This window comes from Pseudoalteromonas sp. NSLLW24 (genome assembly GCF_015864725.1).
Taxonomy (GTDB): Bacteria; Pseudomonadota; Gammaproteobacteria; order Enterobacterales; family Alteromonadaceae; genus Pseudoalteromonas; species Pseudoalteromonas arctica.
Map to the genome: position 1 here is coordinate 182,562 of NZ_JADYWQ010000008.1, position 21,817 is coordinate 204,378.

At 40.6% G+C, this 21,817-nt stretch carries 18 protein-coding genes; all 18 read right to left on the reverse strand.

Annotation, left to right across the window (positions count from 1 at the left end; genetic code table 11):
* Nucleotides 1-13 precede the first annotated feature (13 nt).
* A complete protein-coding gene (locus I6E72_RS10725; RefSeq protein WP_197112271.1) occupies nucleotides 14-2,260 on the reverse strand; it encodes a heavy metal translocating P-type ATPase in 2,247 nt (748 codons plus the stop codon).
* A complete protein-coding gene (locus tag I6E72_RS10730; protein WP_010554688.1) occupies nucleotides 2,250-2,693 on the reverse strand; it encodes a MerR family transcriptional regulator in 444 nt (147 codons plus the stop codon). Before I6E72_RS10730 ends, I6E72_RS10725 begins: the two co-directional genes overlap by 11 nt.
* A gap of 508 nt (nucleotides 2,694-3,201) precedes the next feature.
* Nucleotides 3,202-3,699, reverse strand: a complete 498-nt coding sequence (locus I6E72_RS10735; protein ID WP_010554687.1) for a DUF2059 domain-containing protein — start codon at nucleotides 3,697-3,699, stop codon at nucleotides 3,202-3,204.
* 130 nt (nucleotides 3,700-3,829) lie between these two features.
* Complete coding sequence (locus tag I6E72_RS10740; protein WP_007585525.1) at nucleotides 3,830-4,162, reverse strand: Na+/H+ antiporter subunit G; 333 nt, start codon at nucleotides 4,160-4,162, stop codon at nucleotides 3,830-3,832.
* A 9-nt stretch (nucleotides 4,163-4,171) separates the two neighbouring features.
* Complete coding sequence (locus tag I6E72_RS10745) at nucleotides 4,172-4,441, reverse strand: K+/H+ antiporter subunit F (RefSeq protein ID WP_007378493.1); 270 nt, start codon at nucleotides 4,439-4,441, stop codon at nucleotides 4,172-4,174.
* Nucleotides 4,435-4,971: a Na+/H+ antiporter subunit E gene (locus I6E72_RS10750; RefSeq protein WP_007585523.1), complete on the reverse strand. Its 537-nt coding sequence runs from the start codon at nucleotides 4,969-4,971 to the stop codon at nucleotides 4,435-4,437. Before I6E72_RS10750 ends, I6E72_RS10745 begins: the two co-directional genes overlap by 7 nt.
* Entirely contained in the window at nucleotides 4,971-6,488 is a 1,518-nt protein-coding gene (locus I6E72_RS10755; RefSeq protein WP_007585521.1) for a monovalent cation/H+ antiporter subunit D, read from the reverse strand. The genes I6E72_RS10750 and I6E72_RS10755 overlap by 1 nt, the downstream gene beginning before the upstream one ends.
* The gene (locus I6E72_RS10760) at nucleotides 6,485-6,838 is read right to left on the reverse strand and encodes a Na+/H+ antiporter subunit C (protein WP_010554685.1); all 354 of its coding nucleotides are present in this window, start codon (nucleotides 6,836-6,838) and stop codon (nucleotides 6,485-6,487) included. The genes I6E72_RS10755 and I6E72_RS10760 overlap by 4 nt, the downstream gene beginning before the upstream one ends.
* Nucleotides 6,838-9,630 carry a monovalent cation/H+ antiporter subunit A gene (locus I6E72_RS10765; protein ID WP_033027043.1) on the reverse strand — a complete coding sequence of 931 codons (2,793 nt, stop codon included), beginning with the start codon at nucleotides 9,628-9,630 and terminating at the stop codon, nucleotides 6,838-6,840. The genes I6E72_RS10760 and I6E72_RS10765 overlap by 1 nt, the downstream gene beginning before the upstream one ends.
* Before the next feature lie 215 nt (nucleotides 9,631-9,845).
* On the reverse strand, nucleotides 9,846-11,021 hold the full coding sequence (locus I6E72_RS10770; RefSeq protein WP_197112273.1) for a hypothetical protein: 1,176 nt from the start codon (nucleotides 11,019-11,021) through the stop codon (nucleotides 9,846-9,848).
* Entirely contained in the window at nucleotides 11,008-11,886 is an 879-nt protein-coding gene (gene nlpI / locus I6E72_RS10775; RefSeq protein ID WP_197101594.1) for a lipoprotein NlpI, read from the reverse strand. The genes I6E72_RS10770 and nlpI overlap by 14 nt, the downstream gene beginning before the upstream one ends.
* A gap of 142 nt (nucleotides 11,887-12,028) precedes the next feature.
* Complete coding sequence (gene pnp / locus I6E72_RS10780; protein WP_197101592.1) at nucleotides 12,029-14,155, reverse strand: polyribonucleotide nucleotidyltransferase; 2,127 nt, start codon at nucleotides 14,153-14,155, stop codon at nucleotides 12,029-12,031.
* A gap of 620 nt (nucleotides 14,156-14,775) precedes the next feature.
* The gene (gene rpsO / locus I6E72_RS10785; RefSeq protein WP_007585509.1) at nucleotides 14,776-15,045 is read right to left on the reverse strand and encodes a 30S ribosomal protein S15; all 270 of its coding nucleotides are present in this window, start codon (nucleotides 15,043-15,045) and stop codon (nucleotides 14,776-14,778) included.
* Nucleotides 15,046-15,198: 153 nt separating this feature from the next.
* Nucleotides 15,199-16,158, reverse strand: a complete 960-nt coding sequence (gene truB, locus I6E72_RS10790) for a tRNA pseudouridine(55) synthase TruB (RefSeq protein WP_007585508.1) — start codon at nucleotides 16,156-16,158, stop codon at nucleotides 15,199-15,201.
* A complete protein-coding gene (gene rbfA, locus I6E72_RS10795) occupies nucleotides 16,142-16,627 on the reverse strand; it encodes a 30S ribosome-binding factor RbfA (protein WP_007585506.1) in 486 nt (161 codons plus the stop codon). The genes truB and rbfA overlap by 17 nt, the downstream gene beginning before the upstream one ends.
* Nucleotides 16,628-16,783: 156 nt before the next feature.
* Nucleotides 16,784-19,444, reverse strand: a complete 2,661-nt coding sequence (infB, locus tag I6E72_RS10800) for a translation initiation factor IF-2 (protein WP_007585504.1) — start codon at nucleotides 19,442-19,444, stop codon at nucleotides 16,784-16,786.
* 25 nt (nucleotides 19,445-19,469) lie between these two features.
* Complete coding sequence (gene nusA, locus I6E72_RS10805; protein WP_007585502.1) at nucleotides 19,470-20,969, reverse strand: transcription termination factor NusA; 1,500 nt, start codon at nucleotides 20,967-20,969, stop codon at nucleotides 19,470-19,472.
* 39 nt (nucleotides 20,970-21,008) lie between these two features.
* Complete coding sequence (gene rimP / locus I6E72_RS10810) at nucleotides 21,009-21,464, reverse strand: ribosome maturation factor RimP (RefSeq protein ID WP_002958482.1); 456 nt, start codon at nucleotides 21,462-21,464, stop codon at nucleotides 21,009-21,011.
* Between the last annotated feature and the right edge of the window lie 353 nt (nucleotides 21,465-21,817).

Sequence of the window (21,817 nt, forward strand, 5' to 3'; positions counted from 1 at the left end):
TCCTTAGCTTAAATTACGATTTATTTGGTTTGAAAAAACGTAAGCGATTAGCGTTACTTACCACTGTAAGCGATGAAAGTGCCATAGCTGCACCTGCAACAACAGGGTTAAGTAGTATTCCAAAAAATGGATACAACACGCCGGCTGCAATCGGAATACCCGCCACGTTATAAATAAAGGCACCAAATAGGTTCTGTTTAATATTTGAAATAGTTGCACTACTCACTGCAATTGCATCAGCAAGGCCATGTAACGAACCACGCATTAAGGTAATGTCTGCACTTTCTATTGCAACATCGGTACCTGTGCCAATTGCAAACCCTACATCGGCTTGCGCAAGTGCGGGGGCATCGTTAATACCGTCACCTGTCATACCCACTATTTCACCGTTTGCTTGACGTTTTGTTACTTCGTTTACTTTATCATCGGGCATTACTTCTGCAATAAAGTCATCAATACCAACTTGCTTAGCAACGGCTTGTGCAGTGGCTTTGTTGTCACCTGTTAGCATAACTAGGTGGATACCTTTATCTTGCAGGCGTTTAATAGCTTCAACTGAATCCTCTTTAATAGGATCTGCTACCGCAATAATAGCTTGGAGCTTATTATTACTTGCAAAATACATGGGCGTTTTAGCATCACCGGCAAGTGTTTGAGCTTGCTCGGTTGCATCATCAACGGCTACATCGTATTTATCCATTAGCGCTTTATTACCAAACAACAATGTTTGCCCGTCAACACTGCCGGTTACACCTTTACCTGTAATTGCGTTAAAGTCGGCTACTTTACTTAAAGTTAACCCCTGCTTTTTAGCGTGTGCCGTAATTGCTTCTGCCAATGGATGCTCTGAGCTACTTTCAAGGCTTGCAACACGTTGCATTACTGTATTTTCATCACTGTTGTTAAACGTAACTACATCGGTAACTTGCGGTGTGCCTTGAGTAATAGTGCCTGTTTTATCTAAAATCATGGTGGTGATTTTAGATGTTGTTTGCAGCGACTCACCATTTCGAATTAATATTCCTGACTCTGCAGCTTTACCAATACCCACCATAACCGACATAGGGGTTGCGAGTCCTAGCGCACAAGGACAAGCAATAATAAGTACGGTGGTTATTGCAACAACGGCATAAGCAATTGATGGCTCAGGTCCAAAGTTTAACCATGCAAGACCCGCAAGTACTGCAATAATCATGACTGTTGGTACAAATATTCCTGATATAACATCAGCTAAGCGCCCTATTGATGGCTTAGAGTTTTGTGCACGTTTTACCATATTGATAATATTAGCCAGTGTGGTTTCGCTACCAATGTGCGTGGCTTTAAATAATAAAGTGCCACTTTTATTAATACTTCCGGCAACGACTTTGTCGCCCGTTTTTTTGCTTACAGCCATTGGCTCACCAGTAAGCATTGACTCATCAACCGTACTGCTGCCTTCAATAACATCGCCATCCACAGGGATTTTTTCACCCGGGCGTACGCGTACTTCATCATTTTTTACCACATCACTAATGTCGATGTCTTGCTCTTGCCCATCGCGAATTACGCGTGCAGTTTTTGGTTGCAGGCCAATTAAGCGTTTAATTGCTTGTGAGGTGCGCCCACGTGCTTTTACTTCAAAAGCGAGCCCTAAACTAATTAAACCGATGATCATCGATGATGCTTCAAAATATACGTGTCTTGCGACTTGTGGTAATAAGTTTGGTGCTATTACCACAAACATTGAATACAACCACGCAGTACCTGTACCAAGCGCTATTAATGTATCCATATTGGCAGCATGGTTTTTGAATGCCTGCCATGCACCGTTGTAAAATTGTTTACCTGATATAGCCATAACCACAAGCGTGACTATACCCACTAAAAACCATGCTATTCGTTGTGTGTCGGTGGTCACACTCATGTCAAAAATAAGCCCGTATATCATTAACGGTGCACCGACCCCTAACGCTAATATCATATTACGCATTAGCTTTTTGTAATGTGCCTCGTCCGACTTTGCTTTTTCATCAAGTGCATCTTGATCAGACTCGTTACTCATTGGCTTAGCTGAATAACCAATGTTTTCGACTGCTTTAATAAGCGTGCTTTCGCAAGCTTTACCTTCTACACGTACTGTACGCTCAGCAAAGTTCATTTCTACATTTTGCGCACCTTGCACGCTATTAAGGGCTTTTTCAATTTTAGCCACACAACTGCCGCAATTAGCACCTTCAATAATAAAGTTTTGCGCGGTGTCTTTTGTATTAGTCGTCATTACGCTGCTCCTTATTTGCAGAATCGTTTATTGGATCAACAAATGATTCTATTAAACTACACACGTCACTGGCATTTGCACCATCGGCTGATGTATCCCATTGCGCCAGAGCTGCATGCATTCTGTTTCGTAATTTTAATGTTTCTTGAAATAGTGCTTCGGTTTCTTCTAGGCGTTTAGTAATGAGTTTACGCGTTAACGGACAAGGACAATTCCCCTGCTCTGACTCGCCTATAATGTGTTGAATATCTTTGAGTGAAAAACCAAGTTGACGAGAGCTAATAATAAACTTTAAACGCTGCTGGTCTTGCTTTGTATACTCTTGATAGCCATTTTCTTCACTGCGTATTGGGTTAAGTAACCCAACACGTGTGTAATGACGAACAGTATCGGCAGTCACGCCCATTAACTTGGCGAGTTGTTTAACATACATAATTTAGCTCCGTCGTGTTTCAGTAGCTTCATAATAAACCTAGGTGCAACACATAGGTCAATGACTATTTTAAAACTAATAAAATAATACCAATTCGCTTAATTAAGTAACCTATTTAAGACAAGAAAATAGTGTTGATAACAAGGCAAAGGTTTCGTTATTTAGTTGTTATCACTAATTGCCTCTGCATCCATGCAGTCGTATATCAAAATGTTTAACGCAGTTAACGCCGAATTTAATCCCTCAAATTGATTAAGTATTGTTGGTTATTGGTATAGTGACACAAACATAATTAACTTAAGCTGATATCGGCCGTGTATTATCTGGAGGGGGGTAATTTAGGAGAGAAGCGCCTAAGTAAGGCGCGTATTAATCTAAGGGCGTGTTGATCATTGGTGGTTTAATTTACAGCAGACTGTTTGGTCTTTAGGCAAGGCAGAGCCTATGTAGTGTGGTTATTCCCCATAAATAGGCGATAACGCAGCATAAATACCAAACATGCGCAGCCCTAGTTTGATTCGCTACGGCTTTGCTCTAATTCGTCGCTTAGTTGCTGCGCTAAAGTTTGTATTTTAGGCATAGCATCTTTCATTAAGCTTTGTGACATTTGCATAGACTCTTGCATTACAACAGGCATTTTTTCAAGTATTTTTTGCCCTGTATCTGTTTTATAAAACGCTAACATATCGGCAATTTCTTGCTCACTAAAATGTTTGTCGTACACGCTAATCATCATCGGCTGCATTTTGGCCCAGCTCATTTCGGTTTTTAATACCGTCGTCATGTCGCTGTAGTATTTATCAAAAATTGCCTGTTCAGAAGGCTTAACGCCCATTTGGTCTGACATGCCTTTCATCATGCCTTCAACCTGGCCGTACATAGAATCAACCATTGAATCTAAATTCATTACACTAATAAGTTCATCTATTTTTTGCTGCTTAGTATTTTGTTCAGCATACAAACTACTAGAAAAAATCAGTAATGATAAAAGTAGTACCTTACCCATAATAATATCCTTTCATATAAATAATCGTTTTATAGTTACATTATTAATTAGTCTTGTAAAGGGTACAAGCAGTCACTAAAAAGGCCGAATAAAATGAATTTATTCGGCCTTTTATAAATATATTTTTATGTTAATCGTCTTCTACATTATCTAGGCCTTTAGTGCCTTCTTTGGCTTTTAGCTTATGATGAATAGCTGACTTTATTAGCATGTAACCACTAATCGGTGCCGTAATTAGTAAAAATATAGTAATGAGTATTTCTTTAACACTTAGGCCATGCCCTGAATTTGCAAAATAAACCATAGCTGCAATTAGCATACTTGCCATGCCCAACGTTGTTGCTTTAGTTGGCCCATGCAAACGCATAAAAAAGTCAGGTAGTTTAACTAAGCCTATTGAGCCAATTAAAATAAACGTACCACCAAATAACAATAATATTGATACAACCCATTCGCTGATCATGTTTTCACCTTATTCAATTATATCGCCACGTAGTAAATACTTACACACTGCAACTGTACTTATGAAACCTAGCATGGCAATAAGCAGTGCAGCTTCAAAATAAAGCCCTGTATCCATACTAATGCTATATAAAATAATCAGTGCAATGACGTTAATGTACATTGTATCGAGCGCTAAAACACGATCAGGCACTGATGGACCAATGATCAATCGCCATAAATTAAGCAATAATGATAAGCCAATCATCGAAAAAACAATGAGTAATACGGTGTCTAACATTGAAATATCTCCTTTAGTGGAGCTTCGTAGCGTTGTTTTATTTGTTTGATAAGTGCTTCTTCATCTTTAAGGTCAAGCACATGTATTAATAAGTAGCGTTGTGTTGGCTCTTCACCCTCAGGTAACGATTCAGCAATTGGGTAAACCTCTGCACTCACTGTACCGGGTGTAAGCGATACACTACTGGCCAATATGGTAATTGGCATATCATGAGTTAAATCTATCGGTACTTTTATAAATGCCGGACGCAAATTTTTAGATGGCCCAAGTATAAGTAAAGCCACTTGTAAATTTGCTACGACAATATCGTACAGCACAATAAGCAACTGCTTAAGAGCCAAGCCCGGCTTTAAAATTAGTGGCTGAGGCTCGCGAAGCGAAAAACTTAATATCGGGATAAGTATTGCAAAAATAGTCGCTAATACTAAGTGCCCTACCGACACGCTATTATTTAACAATAGCCAAACCATAAACAAAAATAAGCTACGAAATGGCGTTGGTAACCAACGAAAACGGGCTTGTAATCTCATCACATGCCTCCTTTAAGTACAGCATTAATACCGCCGCTTATATCATGTAACTGAGTAGCAGCACCTAGCATGTATTCACTTATTGGTCCGCCAAAAATAACGAGCAATGGCGAACACGCAAGTAAACCTATAATTACAATTACCTGCAACGGGTGTGCATTTGCACAATCTGCGTTTTCGCTATTTTTACTTTTATGCTCCCAAAACAAGGTCGTGCCAGCACGCGAAAGCGCTACCAACAACGCGAAGCTTGTTACTAAATATACAGGCCAAAATAGTAAAGCTTGCTCACTATTTAATGTGGCTTTAAGTATCCAAATTTTACCTACAAAGCCTGATAGTGGCGGCATACCAACTACAGTTAAAGCCGCAACAATAAAGCACACACCTAATAAAAATGGTTGTTTAACAGAGCGACCCGCTACTAGCCTATCACCAACTTTACCGCGCTGCGTAGAAACAAGGTCTGCTAGTAAAAACAGTGCGGCACTAACAACTGTTGAATGCACTAAATAATATAAAAGTGCAGCAGTGGCATTTACATTTTGCAATGCAATTAGCGCAACCAACGTACCTACCGATACTAATACTAAGTTAGAGGTGAGTTTACGTAAGTCTTGCGCTGCCATAACGCCAATGGCACCAACTATAATGGTGGCAATTGCTAAGCCCCAAAGCCAAGGCTGCGCCATATGTTCAAGCGCTCCTGCTTGTTCGCCAAATATCACCGTGTAAACACGAAGCATGGCGTAAACGCCTACTTTGGTCATAATCGCAAACAATGCTGCAACTACAGGTTTAGCGCTTGAATACGTATTTGGAAGCCATAAATGCAGAGGTAATAGTGCGGCCTTTAAAGCAAATACAATGAGTAGTAATAAACCACCTGCTTTTGCTAGGTATACATCATCGCCCGAAAGCTGTGATACTTTTTGCGCCATATCTGCAATATTAAGCGTACCAAGTACACCGTACAAAATACCCAAACCGATTAAAAACACGCTTGAGCCAACTAAATTTAATATTACATATTGCAGTGCCGCACGAGTGTTTTGTTTATCACCTGCGTGCATTAACAGTGCATATGATGCAATCAGTAACACTTCAAAAAAAACAAATAGGTTAAATAAATCGCCAGTTAAAAACGCGCCATTTACACCCAATATTAAAAAGTGGACAAGTGGATGATAAAAGCTGCCCTTTTCATCATCGCCAGCACTACCATATAAAATAGCGCCCAAACCTAAAAGTGAAGTTAACGTAACCAATAAGGTAGATAACATGTCAGCGACTAAGACTATCCCAAATGGTGCAGACCAACTACCAATAGCGTAAACATTAATACCTGTATTATTAATATGTACAAGTAAAAGCACACTAATGGCAAAAGTAGCTATTGCCATTACAATTGAAACTAAGCGGCGAATTTTGACGCTTTTACCACATGGCGGCAGCAATAAAATAACTGCCGTCAGCATAGGTAATAAAATAGGTAGCGAAGCTAAATGTTGGATCATTTTTGCTCCTTATTATCTGCAGAGGTGTTAGGCACATAACCATCAACATGGTCACTACCTAAATCGGCGCGCCCACGTATTGCCAAAATAACCACAAATGCAGTCATCGCAAAACCAATCACTATTGCAGTTAGTACTAATGCTTGAGGTAGAGGATCGGCGTATTCTGTGCCAGTACCAAGTACTACCGCTTTATTAATAGTAAGGCGACCTGCTGAAAACAAAAATAAGTTAACAGCGTATGAAATCATAGTAAGCCCAAGTACTACAGGGAACGTACGAGCTCTTAGCAGTAAAAACACACCGCAACTGACCAATACTCCAACGCAAGATGCGTACAATAATTCCATTAAATATTTACCTCTTTTTTCTGGGTATCTGCTGTCATATTACCTAAGCTTGCTAAAATCATTAACGTAGCGCCTACAACAGTTAAGTAAACACCTAGGTCAAATGCAATCGCGCTGGCAAGCTCTGTTTTACCGACAAACGGAATATCAAAGTAGTCAAACCAAGTTGTTAAAAATGGCTTATCGAAGAACCAACTACCCACACCTGTAAACAAAGAAATACCAATGCCTGAAGCTATAATTTTGCGATAATTAACATCAAAGCGTTCGTTTATCCATGCTGTACCATGCGCCATGTATTGCAAAATAAACGCGATTGATGTTACTAACCCAGCAATAAAGCCACCACCAGGTAAGTTATGCCCGCGTAAGAAAATATATGCAGAAACCAATAACGCAAGCGGTAATAAACTTTGTGAAATACTCGCCAGTAATATTGGATGGCGCTCTCGTGCCCATGGGCGCCCTTCGCTGTCGCTCGCTGGCATAAATAATGGGATTCGAGAAAGTACTTTAAATATACCTAATGCGGCAATGCCTAATACGGTAATTTCACCAAGCGTATCAAAGCCCCTAAAGTCGACTAGAATAACGTTAACTACGTTAGTACCACCGCCACCAATTTTAGCGTTAGCAATAAAGAAGTCTGAGATTGAATCTAATGGACGTGTAAGTAATGCATAACAAATACTCGCTATCACTACACCTAACGTAGAGGCTATTGCTAAGTCTCGAAGTACGCGTAATGAACTTGACTCTTTTGGCGTATGCTGAGGCAAGAAAAACAATGCCAGCATAAGTAAAATAATAGTAACAACCTCAACAGTTAGCTGCGTAAGCGCTAAATCTGGAGCAGAAAAGCGTGTAAATACAACCGACACCATTAACCCTACAATTGAGAGCATTAATAGCGACACCATTCGAGAGCGATGCCAAATAACGGTAGCAAGAGCACCAATAATCAATAAGCCTGCACCAATTGCATTGTGCACATCAACAGGCGTAAGTGGCATGCTACCGGCAAGTTGTTGCATTTCAAATAATGGCCAACCCGCACACAGTAATACTACTGCTAGCATAATTACAAGGTAGCGCTGTAGTGATCCATTTTCTGTACTGCTTACCTTTGACTGACACCAAGCAATAACGCTTAATATCACACGTTCAAACGTTTTTTTAGCGTTTAGAGGTGGTAACGATGCTTGAAATTGAAATAGATATTTACGATTAATATAAATAAATAAGCCGCCAGCAATCGCCATCGCACTCATTAGTAGAGGCAAGTTAAACCCATGCCAGATAGCCAATTCGTACACCGGCATTTCTTTTCCAAGTACAGCTAAAGACGCCGCAGATAAAATGCCATCAATTGTAAAGTGCGGGAACATACCCACTAACAAACAAATCACAACGAGTATTTCTATTGGTACACGCATATAGCGCGGTGGCTCATGCGGCGTACGAGGTAAATCAATTGGTTCACCATTAAAAAACACGTCATGAATAAAGCGTGCTGAGTACGCAACAGCTAATGCACCTGCAACAGTTGCCAGTACTGGAATTAACCACGACATAGAACCAAGCACTTGCTGGTGTAGCGTTTCTGCAAAAAACATTTCTTTAGACAAGAAGCCATTTAGTAAAGGAACTCCTGCCATTGCAGCCGCCGCGACCATCGCAAGCGTTGCAGTGTATGGTAAGTATCGCCACATACCATTTAATTTACGCATATCGCGCGTGCCCGTTTCGTGATCAATAATACCAACGGCCATAAATAACGACGCTTTAAACGTTGCATGGTTAATTATGTGAAAAATAGCAGCAACAGTCGCAAGCTCAGTATCAAGTCCGAGTAATAGCGTTATTAAACCCAAATGGCTTATTGTTGAATAGGCTAACAAGCCTTTTAAGTCGTGTTTGAATAGTGCTATATAAGCGCCAAACAACAGCGTAGCTAAACCCGTTAACCCAACGAGCAAGAACCAAGTATCGGTGCCTGCCAAAGCAGGATGAAAACGTGCTAACAAAAATATACCGGCTTTTACCATCGTCGCAGAATGTAAATACGCGCTTACTGGCGTAGGCGCTGCCATTGCATGAGGAAGCCAAAAGTGAAATGGAAATTGTGCCGATTTAGTAAACGCACCCAGTAGCACCAATACCAATGCTACTTCGTATAAATCATGAGATTGAATTATTGCTTTACTCGCTAGAATAACATCTAGGTCGTAACTACCAACAATATCACCTAATAGCATCAATCCAGCAAGTAACGCTAAGCCGCCCGCGCCTGTTACAGCAAGCGCCATACGTGCGCCTTTTCGCGCTTCTGATTTATGCCACCAAAAACTAATTAATAAAAATGAGCTGATGCTCGTTAATTCCCAAAACAACCACAGTTGAATGACGTTGTTAGACATAACAATACCAAGCATTGCAGTCATAAATAGCATTAAGTAACTATATAGCTTAGCCATTGAGTCATTAGCGCTTAGGTAGTAACGGGTGTAGAGGATAACGAGCAAGCCTATGCCTAAAATCATAAACATAAACAATAAACTGAGGCCGTCTAACCGCAGAGACAAATCGAGTCCTATTGACGGGATCCAAGCTAAAGAATAACGAATGGTTTCGCCCGCTAAAACGGCAGGTGCATGGTATAGAGTAATCCCCAAAGCCGTCAAAGGCGCAAGAGCCGTTAAACTAGTGCTTAAATTGCGGGATAACTTACCTGTGCATGCAGAAATAACACTGCCAATTAAGGATAACAAGGGTATCCAGAGCAAAGTCATAATGTAGGGCCTTTTATTATCATAAGTTTATTAGGGCATCTCTTTTTAATACTAAGTGATGCTTTTACTGCCTGTTTTTAAACGACATTAATGACTATAGTTATACTGAAAAACACTGATTTTGTCTATAAAAAGCGGTTCTGTATGGGTGTTTTTTAAACAAGAACTAACAATTTATTAAGCCTAAAAAAACAATTAATTAATACTGATAATTGTTAATTTAATATGGCCTTATTTGCAAATGTAAGCGCGCCAGGGTGACGATGAAAGTTACCATTGGTCATATCTAAATGTTTCAACCAAAGTTGTCTATACTGCGCTGAGAGCCCTAACTGCTGATATTGCATAATAGACCAATTTTCACTAGGTTTATAAGCAATACCTCCTACCTGGCAACTCTTTGCTTTATGCCAACCTGTTGGCGGCGACTCACCATGAGAAATAAATAAATTAGGTGCAACAAAACCTGTTTTTGCACACAACCATGCTTGCTTAGTTTTAGGCAAAGCGTATTCATCTTCAAAACCGTTAAAATGCATCAGCTCATGCAAAAACACACTGTATTTTGCTTTTGAGTTTATTAGCATTGTCCCATTCGTAACATTAGCCGTTCCGCCTTTTGGCATCATCACTATAAAATCAAAATTGTTAGGAAGCTGGCTATTAAGTTTAGATGATTGCCAGTCACACTTTGCTATTTGACTAGTACTACTTTTACACTCAAGCATACCCGCAACGTAAACGGGTTTTGAAAAGCAAAAAATATTTTCACGGGGCTCTGGTTGTTTATTATAAGCATTAATAAACTCTGTAAGTTTATATAAGCCACTGCGATGATCGCTCATAGTCAGCACGTTAAATATACATTGCTTATTAGGCTTACTTATATTTTTTAAAGATGAAAAACCGAGATCGTGGATAAACGCAGTAGATATTTTACTCTGTGGTATTTTTAACTGAAGTTTTAGATGATTTAGTACATCCCCTGCTGGTAATTTGTTTTTACTAGCGAGTAACTCTAAATCGCTCCAACGTGATTGCTCAAGTAACTTTGTTGCTAATATTTTACGCTCTGGGATTGTTAAGTCATTTATAGCGGAGAGCCAAAATTGTTTTGCAGTATCACTCTGCCTACTTTTAATAAGCTTAAGAGAATACATATATTGTGCTGAGGAAACTTTACTGCGAGCAAGTATAGCTAAAGAGGTCTTTGGTAACTGCTCTAGGTGATCAGAAAAATAAGCTGGTGAATTCCAATAACTTTGTAGAACATTGGCTTTTGTATTTAAAACATGCCAAAAGCCAATAGCGCCAAGGTGATTACTCGAGCCTGTAATTAACAAACAACATAGTAATACACCTATTAATTTAAAACGCTTAACTTGCGTCAACACCTTCCATCAACTCAAGTTCTAAACGCGCATATTTGTACTCAATAAACTCATGTACATTGGTTGCTAGCGCAAGCCTAAAATAGTCTGATGCTAAATAAAGCTCACCCGCTGCTTGATGCATTTTGGCTAAGTAAAAATAAGCTTCACATAAACGCTGCGCATATTCTTGCTCAGTTCTAACACCATCACTAATGCCTGATAAAAATGCATGTTCACTCATATCGCCCGTATAAAGAGAAATTAACTGATACGCCCATTGCGAATCATCAAGCGCAGTCGCATTTTGTTTAAGTGCATCAAGTGCGATTACTTTATCCTCTTGTGCCTGGGCTAAATAAACCCATAAAACACGGTACGGATCTTTAGGAGAACGGGCTAAAAACTCGTTAAAGTCATTTTTAGCAAGGCCAGCTCTATCGCCGTAATAAAGGGCTATACCTCTATTTAAATAAGCATATTCATGCTCTTCATCAAGCTCAAGAGCTGAATCGAAAAACTCATAGGCTTTTTCGTACTGCTGCATAAGCGTATGTTGAATACCTAAAAAATTATATACTTCAGCTAAATCAGGCTTAAGTTTTACTGCGCGGTTAAAATCAATACGCGAAAGAGTGGTCATACCTAGACTATCGAAAAGTACACCACGGTCGTAATAAAGCTTAGCTTGTTGCTCTTCGCTTAAGTCAGCCCTATTCAATAACTCCGAGTAGCGTGCAATAGCAATTTCACTTCTAAAGTCAGAGGCTAAAGGTGCAGTAAATGGCACATTAACAATCGGGGTTGGTTCTGAATCTGTTGTAGTTTGGCAAGCGCTTAAAGACAAAATAGCAAAAGATGCCAAAGCTAAATGTTTGAGTATCATTAAAATCCTTAATACCAAGATATATCGCGATTAATATAAGACAGACCTTGTCCAATAAGGTTTCATTAAAGCATAAAAAAAAGGGGCTAAACAGCCCCTTTTTTATCATCTAGCTAATATAACTAGATTAATAAGTTAACAATTACGCGTCAGTTGGCGCGTCAGCTGCAGGTGCTGCTGATTCCATTGCTTCTTTAATACTTAGACGTACACGGCCTTGGCGATCTACTTCTAGTACTTTAACTTTAACTTCTTGACCTTCAGAAAGGTGATCAGCCACGTTATTAACGCGCTCAGTACTAATTTGAGAAATATGTACTAGACCATCTTTACCAGGAAGAATGTTTACAAACGCACCGAAATCAACAATACGTACAACTTTACCTTCGTAGATAGTACCTACTTCAAGTTCAGCTGTTAATTGCTCAATACGGCTAATTGCATTAGCTGCACTTTCGCCATCTGTAGCGGCAATTTTAATTGTACCGTCGTCACCGATTTCAATCGTTGTACCAGTTTCTTCAGTAAGCTGACGAATAGTTGCGCCACCTTTACCGATAACTTCAGCGATTTTCTTCTGTGGGATTTTCATTGTGTATATGCGAGGAGCAAACATTGATAGCTCTTCAGAAGGAGCAGAAATTGCTTCATCCATCACTTCTAAGATATGTAAACGTGCAGCTTTTGCTTGTTTAAGCGCAATTTGCATGATTTCTTGAGTGATACCTTCGATTTTGATATCCATTTGAAGTGCTGTAATACCAGCAGCAGTACCGGCAACTTTAAAGTCCATGTCACCTAAGTGATCTTCATCACCTAAGATGTCAGAAAGAACAACGAATTTATCGTCTTCTTTAACTAGACCCATCGCAATACCTGCAACAGATGCTTTAATTGGTACACCAGCATTCATAAGTGCAAGTGAAGTACCACATACAGAAGCCATTGAAGATGAACCGTTTGATTCAGTGATTTCAGATACTACACGGATTGAATATGGGAATTCAGTCAATGTTGGCATTACAGCAGCAATACCACGCTTAGCAAGGTTACCATGGCCGATTTCACGACGCTTAGGAGAACCAACAAAACCAGTTTCACCTACACAGAATGGAGGGAAGTTGTAGTTAAGCATAAAGTGGTTTTTATGAGTACCAGTTAAATCGTCGATTAACTGTGAATCACGTTCTGTACCAAGTGTAGCTGTTACTAACGCTTGAGTTTCGCCACGAGTAAAGATAGCAGAACCGTGAGTACGCGGTAATACGCCAGTCATTACATCTAGTGCACGAATCATATCTGGTTCACGACCATCGATACGTTTTTCGCCAGAAGCGATACGGCCACGAACGATTTTCTTCTCAAGTGAACCGAATATTTTACCAATTTCTTGCTTATCTAAAGACTCGCCTTCAGCAAGTTCAGTTGTTAACACTGCAACAACTTCATCTTTAGCTACGCCAAGTGCTTCTTTACGCGCTACTTTATCAGTGATTAAGTAAGCTGCGCCTACTTTATCAGCAGCAATTGCTGCAACTTTATCTTCTAGTGCAACGTTTTTAGCTGGTGCAGTCCAATCCCAAGTAGGCTTGCCTGCTTCTGCTTTAAATTCTTCGATTGCAGTGATGATCGCTTGAGATTGCTCATGACCATATACAACAGCGCCAAGCATTACGTCTTCTGCAAGTACGTTAGCTTCTGATTCAACCATAAGTACCGCTTTATCAGTACCGGCTACCACTAAATCAAGTTGGCTTTCTTCAAGCTCTTTTAATGTAGGGTTAAGTACATATTCGCCGTTGATGTAACCAACGCGAGATGCACCAATTGGACCACTGAACGGGATACCAGAGATAGCAAGTGCTGCTGAAGTACCAATCATCGCAACCATATCAGGTTGGATTTCAGGGTTAACAGAAACAACAGTAGCAATAACTTGTACTTCGTTTACAAAACCGCTTGGGAAAAGTGGACGAATTGGACGGTCAATAAGACGTGCAATAAGTGTTTCGCCATCGTTAGGACGACCTTCACGCTTTAAGAAACCACCTGGGATACGACCAGCAGCGTACATACGCTCTTGGTAGTTAACTGTTAGTGGGAAAAAGTCTTGGCCAGGTTGTGCTTCACGCTTACCAACAACAGTTACTAAAACTGAAGTGTCGCCAATGCTTGCAAGTACAGCGCCGTCTGCTTGACGAGCGATTGCACCAGTTTCTAGAGTCACTGTATGTTGACCTAGTTTGAATTCTTTAATAATTGCTTGCACTTAAAATATTCCTTAAATGTATTCTAATAAGTTGTCATCAAAGTACCAATTACAGTACATAATTGTATTCAGTTGGAAATCAATTAAGTACTACAATTGGCAATGATGTGAATAAGCGTAGATAAACCTTTTTACCTACGCGCATAGTATATACCAAAGCTGCTTCAAAATGCGAGTCTAGGGTGTGTTGATCTTTGTGGATTGAAATTTGTTCAATCTAGGGTCGATTTAATCACGGCGCGAGATTTGTAACCTAGTGGGCTAAGTAAAAATCGAGCAACAAAGAGTTAATCGCCCCTAGGATGAACCCGCAGGGCAGCGCATGTTTGGCATTTATGCTGCGTTATCGCCTATTTATGGGGAATAACCACACTACATAGGCGCTGCCTTGCCTAAAGACCAAACATACAGCTGCAAAATTAATCACGAAAGGTCAACACACACTAGCTACTAGATTTAAACTGGGCTAATTAGCGGGTAAATACAACAGCTATTGGTAGGCTATGAAATGGGGGTTTTATATTATAATTCAATAGGTTTAAGAATTTTCTTAATTTGGAAACACAAATTTCAGGCACAAAAAAAGGAGCTAAAAAGCTCCTTTTTCTATAATCTAGTTCTTAGCGACGTAGGCCAAGTTCTTTGATTAACGCAGTATAACTAGTGATGTCTTTACCTTTAAGGTAATCAAGTAGTTTACGGCGAGTGCTTACTTTACGAAGCAGACCACGACGTGAGTGGAAGTCATGCTTGTGATCAGCAAAGTGACCTTGAAGCTTGTTGATGTCAAAAGTAAGTAATGCTACTTGTACTTCTGATGAACCTGTATCGCCTTCTGCACGTGCAAATTTAGCAATGATATCGATTTTTTCTTGATTGCTTAGTGACATAGTAACTCCAAAAATTAAATTTAAAAGGTGTCTTAGCCGATCACTAATTCAGCCAAAACGATTAAGCGGGCGTATTCTACCAACTGTAGGAATAACTACAAGCTAATTATCCCCAACTACAACTAATAAGCCACCGTTAGGCACATTAGTTGCTTATTCAGGCTTCACGTAATCGTCTTGCTGACTAGCAAGACCACGTTTAACCTTTAAATGACCGTTTGAGTTACGCTCACCAGTACCAATAAATATATTATCCGCAACAACTTTAATTGCACCATCAGGTAAAGCGATTGATAATTCTACAGCTTGCCCGTGACTAAAAATTCCCCCTTGTTCTTTTGTAATTTCAACAACGGGTAAATCAGTTAAAGCAGTATCAATTGGTAGCAATAGCGAGTCTAAATAAGTTGAAGGCGCAAGCTCTTCTTCTTTCGCTTTAGCAAGCAACGCTTCAATCTCATCAAGCGAGACCATTTTATCTGCCGGATACTGACCAACAGCGGTTCTGTGGAGCATAATAACGTGTGCGCCACAGCCTAGGTTTTCGCCTAAATCATCAACGATTGTACGAATGTAGGTCCCTTTAGATACATGGGCCGTCATTTGTAATACGTTGCTTTGTTCATCAAATTCGTCAAACGATAAGCTAAACACGTTTATTTTTCTGCATTTACGAGGAACTTCAATACCTTCGCGCGCGTACTTATATAACGGTCTACCTTGGTACTTAAGAGCTGAGTACATTGACGGATATTGTTCAGACTCACCAACAAAAGCAGCTATTTCTTTTGTTAGCTGTTCACGTGTAACGTTCACATCTTTAGTGCTAACAATTTCGCCATCAGAATCTGATGTTGTTGTACGCTCACCCAGTTGTGCACGAACGATATAGGTTTTATCTGTATCGAGTAAAAACTGCGTAAACTTAGTCGCTTCACCAAAACAAATTGGCAGCATACCTGTGGCAAGTGGATCTAAAGCACCTGTGTGCCCAGCTTTTTGCGCAAAATAAACACTTTTTGCTTGCTGTAATGCTTTATTTGATGAAATGCCTTCAGGTTTGTTTAACAACAAAATACCGTCAACTGCACGGCCTTTACTGCGCTTTGCCATCTGTATCAGTGCCTTCTTCGCTATCTGTATCGTCTACGTGATCAGTACCTTCTTCGCTATCTGAAACATCAGCAGCATCAACACTTTCTACGTCTTCATCTACATGCTTTGCGTTATCTTCGCGGATAATAGAATCCACTAAATTAGAAATACGCATACCTTCCATTAATGAGTTATCAACTACAAACTTTAACTCAGGCATTATACGTGCACGGATACGCTTACCAAGTAACGAGCGAATATAGCCCGTTGCTTCATTAAGTACTTTTGCGCTTTGCTTTGCTGCGTCTTCATCTTGTGTGTTAAACACAGTAATGAAAATTTTGGCATAAGATAAATCGCGCGATACTTCTACCGCTGACACTGTCACCATACCTAAGCGTGGATCTTTAATTTCGCGTTGTAAAATTACAGCAATCTCTTTTTGGATTTGCTGTGCAACACGATCAGTGCGAGAAAATTCTCTCATTATACTTGTCCTAAAATAATAACTTATTGAAATTAAATAATAAGTTAACTAAATAATGGATATGCAAATGGGGGCTAAGCCCCCATTTAAAATCTTAGCGTAGGGTGTGTAGAACGTCCGGCGTTAACCTGAGCGTTCAATACTCCCTAGTAACAATTATAGAGTACGTTGTACTTCAACTGTTTCGAATACTTCGATTTGGTCACCAACACGTACGTCATTGTAGTTCTTAACGCCGATACCACATTCCATGCCGTTACGAACATCAGCAACATCGTCTTTAAAGCGACGAAGTGACTCAAGTTCACCTTCATAGATAACAACGTTTTCACGTAGTACACGGATTGGAGCGCTACGTTTAATAACACCTTCAGTAACCATACAACCAGCGATTGCGCCAATTTTTGGAGACTTGAATACGTCACGAACTTGAGCAAGACCAATGATTTCTTGTTTAAACTCTGGCGCTAGCATACCTGACATTGCTTGTTTAACTTCGTCAATCAAGCTGTAGATTACGCTGTAGTAACGTAGGTCTAAGTTTTCAGTCTCGATAACTTTACGAGCTGAAGCATCAGCACGAACGTTAAAGCCAACTACAATTGCGTTAGACGCTGCAGCTAGTGTTGCATCAGTTTCGGTAATACCACCAACACCTGAACCAACAATCTTCACTTTCACTTCATCAGTAGAAAGTTTAGTTAGTGAATCAGAGATTGCTTCGATAGAACCTTGAACGTCTGCTTTAAGTACCACGTTAACTTCAGAAACATCGCCTTCAGTCATGTTAGTAAACATGTTTTCAAGCTTAGCTTTTTGCTGACGTGCTAGTTTAACATCGCGGAACTTACCTTGACGGTATAAAGCAACTTCACGCGCTTTACGCTCATCTTTAACTACAGTCGCTTCGTCGCCTGCAGCAGGAATACCAGAAAGACCTAAAATCTCAACTGGGATAGATGGACCAGCTGACTTAATGTCTTTACCGTTTTCATCGCGCATTGCACGAACACGGCCATACTCAAGACCACATAATACAATGTCACCTTGGTTAAGCGTACCAGATTGAACAAGTACTGATGCTACTGGACCACGGCCTTTATCAAGACGAGATTCAATAACAACACCAGCCGCCATACCTTCAGTAGGTGCAGAAAGCTCTAAAAGTTCAGATTGGTTCAATACTGCTTCAAGAAGGTCGTCAATACCTAAGCCAGTTTTAGCTGAGATATGAACGTACTGCGTATCGCCGCCCCATTCTTCTGGAATAACGTCTAGTACAGCAAGTTCGTTTTTAACACGATCTGGATCTGCGCCTTCTTTATCCATTTTGTTTACTGCGATGATTAAAGGAACGCCAGCTGCACGAGCATGCTGTACCGCTTCTTTAGTTTGTGGCATAACGCCATCATCTGCTGCAACTACTAGGATTACGATATCAGTCGCTTTAGCACCACGAGCACGCATTGAAGTAAATGCAGCATGTCCTGGTGTATCTAAGAAGGTGATCATGTGACCGTTTACATCAACATGGTATGCACCAATATGCTGTGTAATACCACCGGCTTCGCCAGAAGCAACCTTCGCAGAACGAATGTAATCAAGAGTTGATGTTTTACCATGGTCAACGTGACCCATTACAGTTACTACTGGAGCACGTGGCTCTGACTTACCATCTTCGTGGCGGTCATTAAGTACTGTTTGCTCTAATTCGTTTTCTTTAACAATGATAACCTTGTGACCCATTTCTTCTGCAACTAATTGTGCAGCTTCTTGGTCAATCACTTGGTTAATAGTAACCATGTCACCCATTTTCATCATTGTTTTAACAACTTCAGCGCCTTTAACGGCCATGCGTGATGCAAGCTCAGCTACTGTAATTGTTTCGCTAATACGCACTTCATTTTTAACATCAACAGTTGGTTTTTGGAAACCATGTTGTAATGATGCAGGTGCTTTTAACTTAGACTTGTTACGGCCTCTTGACGCTGCAAATTTATCTTTTGCTGGCGCTTTTTTCTTTTTCTTAGCACGGCGTGTACCTTGCTCATCACGAGCATCGGCAACATCTTCTGCTTCACGTGCATAAGTAGAAGTCGTAAGATGGTGATCCGCTGTTTCTTCGCGTTTCTTACGTTCTTCTTCTTCTTTCTTCCAGCGTGCCGAGTTTTCTTCAGCTAGCTTTCTTGCTTCTTCTGCTTGACGTTTCGCTTCTTCTTCAGCTTTCTTCAATGCGGCCTCTTCTGCTTCTTTTTGCAGACGCTCAGCTTCTATGCGATCTTTCTCAGACTTAGCACTTTGCTCTGGGGTCATCTGCTTTTGTTTCGCTTTACGCTCTGCATCAGCTTTGCGTTTAGCTTCTTCTTTGGCTTTACGGTCGGCTTCTTCTTTCGCTTTGCGTTCTGCCTCTTGTTTCGCTTTTAATTCTGCGGCTTCTTGGTCAGCTTTTTGCTGCTCTTCAAGACGCACTTTTTCTTCAGCAGCTAAGCGAGCTTGCTCTTGCTCTTGTTCCATTGCGCTTTTCTTCACGTAAGTACGTGTTTTGCGAACTTCAACTTGAACATCTTTTGCTTTACCAGTAGAGCCCGTAACACTTAAAGTGCTTTTGCTCTTACGTTGTAAAGTCATACGCGCTGGGCCATCTGAACCTGTACCGCCATGATGCTTGCTTAAATGATCAAGTAACGTTGCTTTTTCAGCTTCTGTTACGTTATCAGTTGCTTGCTTAGTGATACCTGCTTGTGAAAACTGCTGTAGCAATTTATCAACAGTCGTACCTATATCGCCGGCTAGTTTTTCAACATTTACTTCTGCCATAGTGTGTAATACCTCCGTTAATAAATTACTCGTCTGCAAACCAACAAATGTTTCGTGCAGCCATAATCAGTTCACCCGCTTTTTCAGATGAAAGTTCTGTGATATCAACTAATTCGTCAATACCTTGTTCTGCCAAGTCTTCAAGTGTAACAACACCCTTGCTTGCCATAACAAATGCTAAGTGACGCTCTAAGCCTTCAAGCGCAAGTAAGTCTTCAGCTGGCTCTGCGCCATCTAAGCTTTCTTCCGTTTTAAGTGCTTTAGTTGTCAATGCATCTTTTGCGCGTGAGCGCAGTAAATCTACAGTCTCTTCATCAAGACCATCAATTTCTAAAAATTCAGACGCTGGTACATACGCCACTTCTTCAAGTGTCGAGAAACCTTCGTTGATAAGTAATGATGCAAACTCATCATCAATTTCTAAATTTTCAGTGAATAAGTTAAGTAACTTATCAGATTCAGCTTCATTTTTAGTACGCATGTCTTCAACAGTCATTACGTTTAGTTCCCAGCCAGTTAACTGACTTGCTAAACGAACGTTTTGACCATTACGACCAATTGCTTGCGCTAGGTTATCTGCTTCTACAGCGATATCCATTGAGTGAGTGTCTTCATCCATTACGATTGAAGCAACTTCTGCTGGCGCCATTGCATTGATAACAAATTGTGCCGGGTTGTCATCGTAAAGTACGATATCAACACGCTCACCGCCAAGTTCTGACGATACAGCCTGAACTCGTGCGCCACGCATACCAACACATGCACCAATTGGGTCTATGCGTTTGTCGTTAGATTTAACAGCAATTTTAGCGCGTGAACCTGGATCACGTGCTGCTGCACGTAATTCAATCATCTCTTCGCCAATTTCTGGCACCTCAATGCGGAATAATTCCATTAGCATTTCAGGTTTAGAGCGCGTTACAAATAATTGTGCACCGCGTGCTTCAGGCTTAACTTCATATAAAAGACCACGGATACGGTCACCCGGGCGGAAGTTTTCACGTGGTAACATGTCATCACGATAAATTACCGCTTCTGCGTTGTTACCTAAATCAAGTACGATTGCATCGCGAGTTGCTTTTTTAACAACACCCGTTACCAGCTCGCCTTCTTGATCTTTGTATGCTTCAACAACTAAAGCGCGCTCAGCTTCACGTACTTTTTGTACGATAACTTGCTTAGCCATTTGTGTTGTAATACGGTCAAATTTGATTGAGTCGATTTGCTCTTCAACATAATCACCCATTTGCAAATCAGGTTCTTCAACCTGTGCTGCTTCTAGAGTGATTTCGCTGTATGGGTTCTCTAAAGAACCATCTTCTAATACAGCGGCAATCTGCCAACGACGGAACGTATCGTAATCACCGGTTTTACGGTCAATTGCTACGCGTACTTCAATTTCGCCATCGTGTTTTTTCTTTGTAGCTGTCGCTAAAGCGAACTCTAGAGCTTCAAAAATCTTTTCTTTTGGAACCGCTTTCTCATTGGAAACGGCTTCAGCAACCAATAATATCTCTTTTGCCATGGGTAATGCCTCGCTTGCCCTATTCCTTCGCACTCGAATTTAAAACTTCGCGATTAAATTCGCACGTTCGATGTTACTAAGCATGATCAGATGCTCTGCACCATCGCTAGATAGTGTGATCATATCGCTGCTAACTGCTACTAAGTCGCCTTTAAAATTACGACGACCATCCTGTGGAAGTTTAGTACGCACGCGTACTTCCTCTCCTTGCGCCTGCTCGTAGTGATCTTGTTTGAATAATAGACGATCAACACCAGGAGACGATACTTCCAAATCATATTCATTTGTAATTGGGTCTTCGACGTCTAAAATCGCACTAATTTGGCGACTTGCATCCGCACAGTTATCAACTGAGATCCCATCCTCATGAGCAATATATACTCTTAAGGTAGAATGGCGACCCGCTTGCACAAATTCAAGACCATGCAATTCAAAGCCTAACATTTCTACCGCAGGCGTTAACATGGTTACTAAATCTTGTTCAAGTTTTGTCACGAAAATCCTCCATACAAACAAAAAAAGGGCTTATAGCCCTAAAATACTGAGTTTAAGTTTTAATTTGATGACAATTGCCACAAATCGCAAGGTGCAGATACAACAACGCCCCGAACCAAGCGGGGCGTCACACCAATAAAGCATAAAACTGTGTGGCCTAGGGCCAAGCTTGGTTGCGAGTCAGTAAACTGACCTAATTAAACTACATAGTCTAAAACGCAAAACGCGCATTACTTAGAATGCGCGATATAAATTAGTAAGGTAATACCTACTAGTAGAATTGGTTGCGGGAGCCGGATTTGAACCGACGACCTTCGGGTTATGAGCCCGACGAGCTACCAGACTGCTCCATC

Bases quoted from the DNA above. Each gene is read 5' to 3' on its own strand.
- I6E72_RS10765 (WP_033027043.1), bottom strand. From the start codon at position 9,630: ATGACTTTGCTCTGGATACCCTTGTTATCCTTAATTGGCAGTGTTATT.
- I6E72_RS10730 (WP_010554688.1), bottom strand. From the start codon at position 2,693: ATGTATGTTAAACAACTCGCCAAGTTAATGGGCGTGACTGCCGATACT.
- I6E72_RS10735 (WP_010554687.1), bottom strand. From the start codon at position 3,699: ATGGGTAAGGTACTACTTTTATCATTACTGATTTTTTCTAGTAGTTTG.
- I6E72_RS10755 (WP_007585521.1), bottom strand. From the start codon at position 6,488: ATGATCCAACATTTAGCTTCGCTACCTATTTTATTACCTATGCTGACG.
- rpsO (WP_007585509.1), bottom strand. From the start codon at position 15,045: ATGTCACTAAGCAATCAAGAAAAAATCGATATCATTGCTAAATTTGCA.
- I6E72_RS10760 (WP_010554685.1), bottom strand. From the start codon at position 6,838: ATGGAATTATTGTACGCATCTTGCGTTGGAGTATTGGTCAGTTGCGGT.
- infB (WP_007585504.1), bottom strand. From the start codon at position 19,444: ATGGCAGAAGTAAATGTTGAAAAACTAGCCGGCGATATAGGTACGACT.
- rbfA (WP_007585506.1), bottom strand. From the start codon at position 16,627: ATGAGAGAATTTTCTCGCACTGATCGTGTTGCACAGCAAATCCAAAAA.
- nlpI (WP_197101594.1), bottom strand. From the start codon at position 11,886: ATGATACTCAAACATTTAGCTTTGGCATCTTTTGCTATTTTGTCTTTA.
- truB (WP_007585508.1), bottom strand. From the start codon at position 16,158: ATGGCAAAGCGCAGTAAAGGCCGTGCAGTTGACGGTATTTTGTTGTTA.
- I6E72_RS10745 (WP_007378493.1), bottom strand. From the start codon at position 4,441: ATGTTAGACACCGTATTACTCATTGTTTTTTCGATGATTGGCTTATCA.
- I6E72_RS10750 (WP_007585523.1), bottom strand. From the start codon at position 4,971: ATGAGATTACAAGCCCGTTTTCGTTGGTTACCAACGCCATTTCGTAGC.
- I6E72_RS10740 (WP_007585525.1), bottom strand. From the start codon at position 4,162: ATGATCAGCGAATGGGTTGTATCAATATTATTGTTATTTGGTGGTACG.
- nusA (WP_007585502.1), bottom strand. From the start codon at position 20,969: ATGGCAAAAGAGATATTATTGGTTGCTGAAGCCGTTTCCAATGAGAAA.
- I6E72_RS10725 (WP_197112271.1), bottom strand. From the start codon at position 2,260: ATGACGACTAATACAAAAGACACCGCGCAAAACTTTATTATTGAAGGT.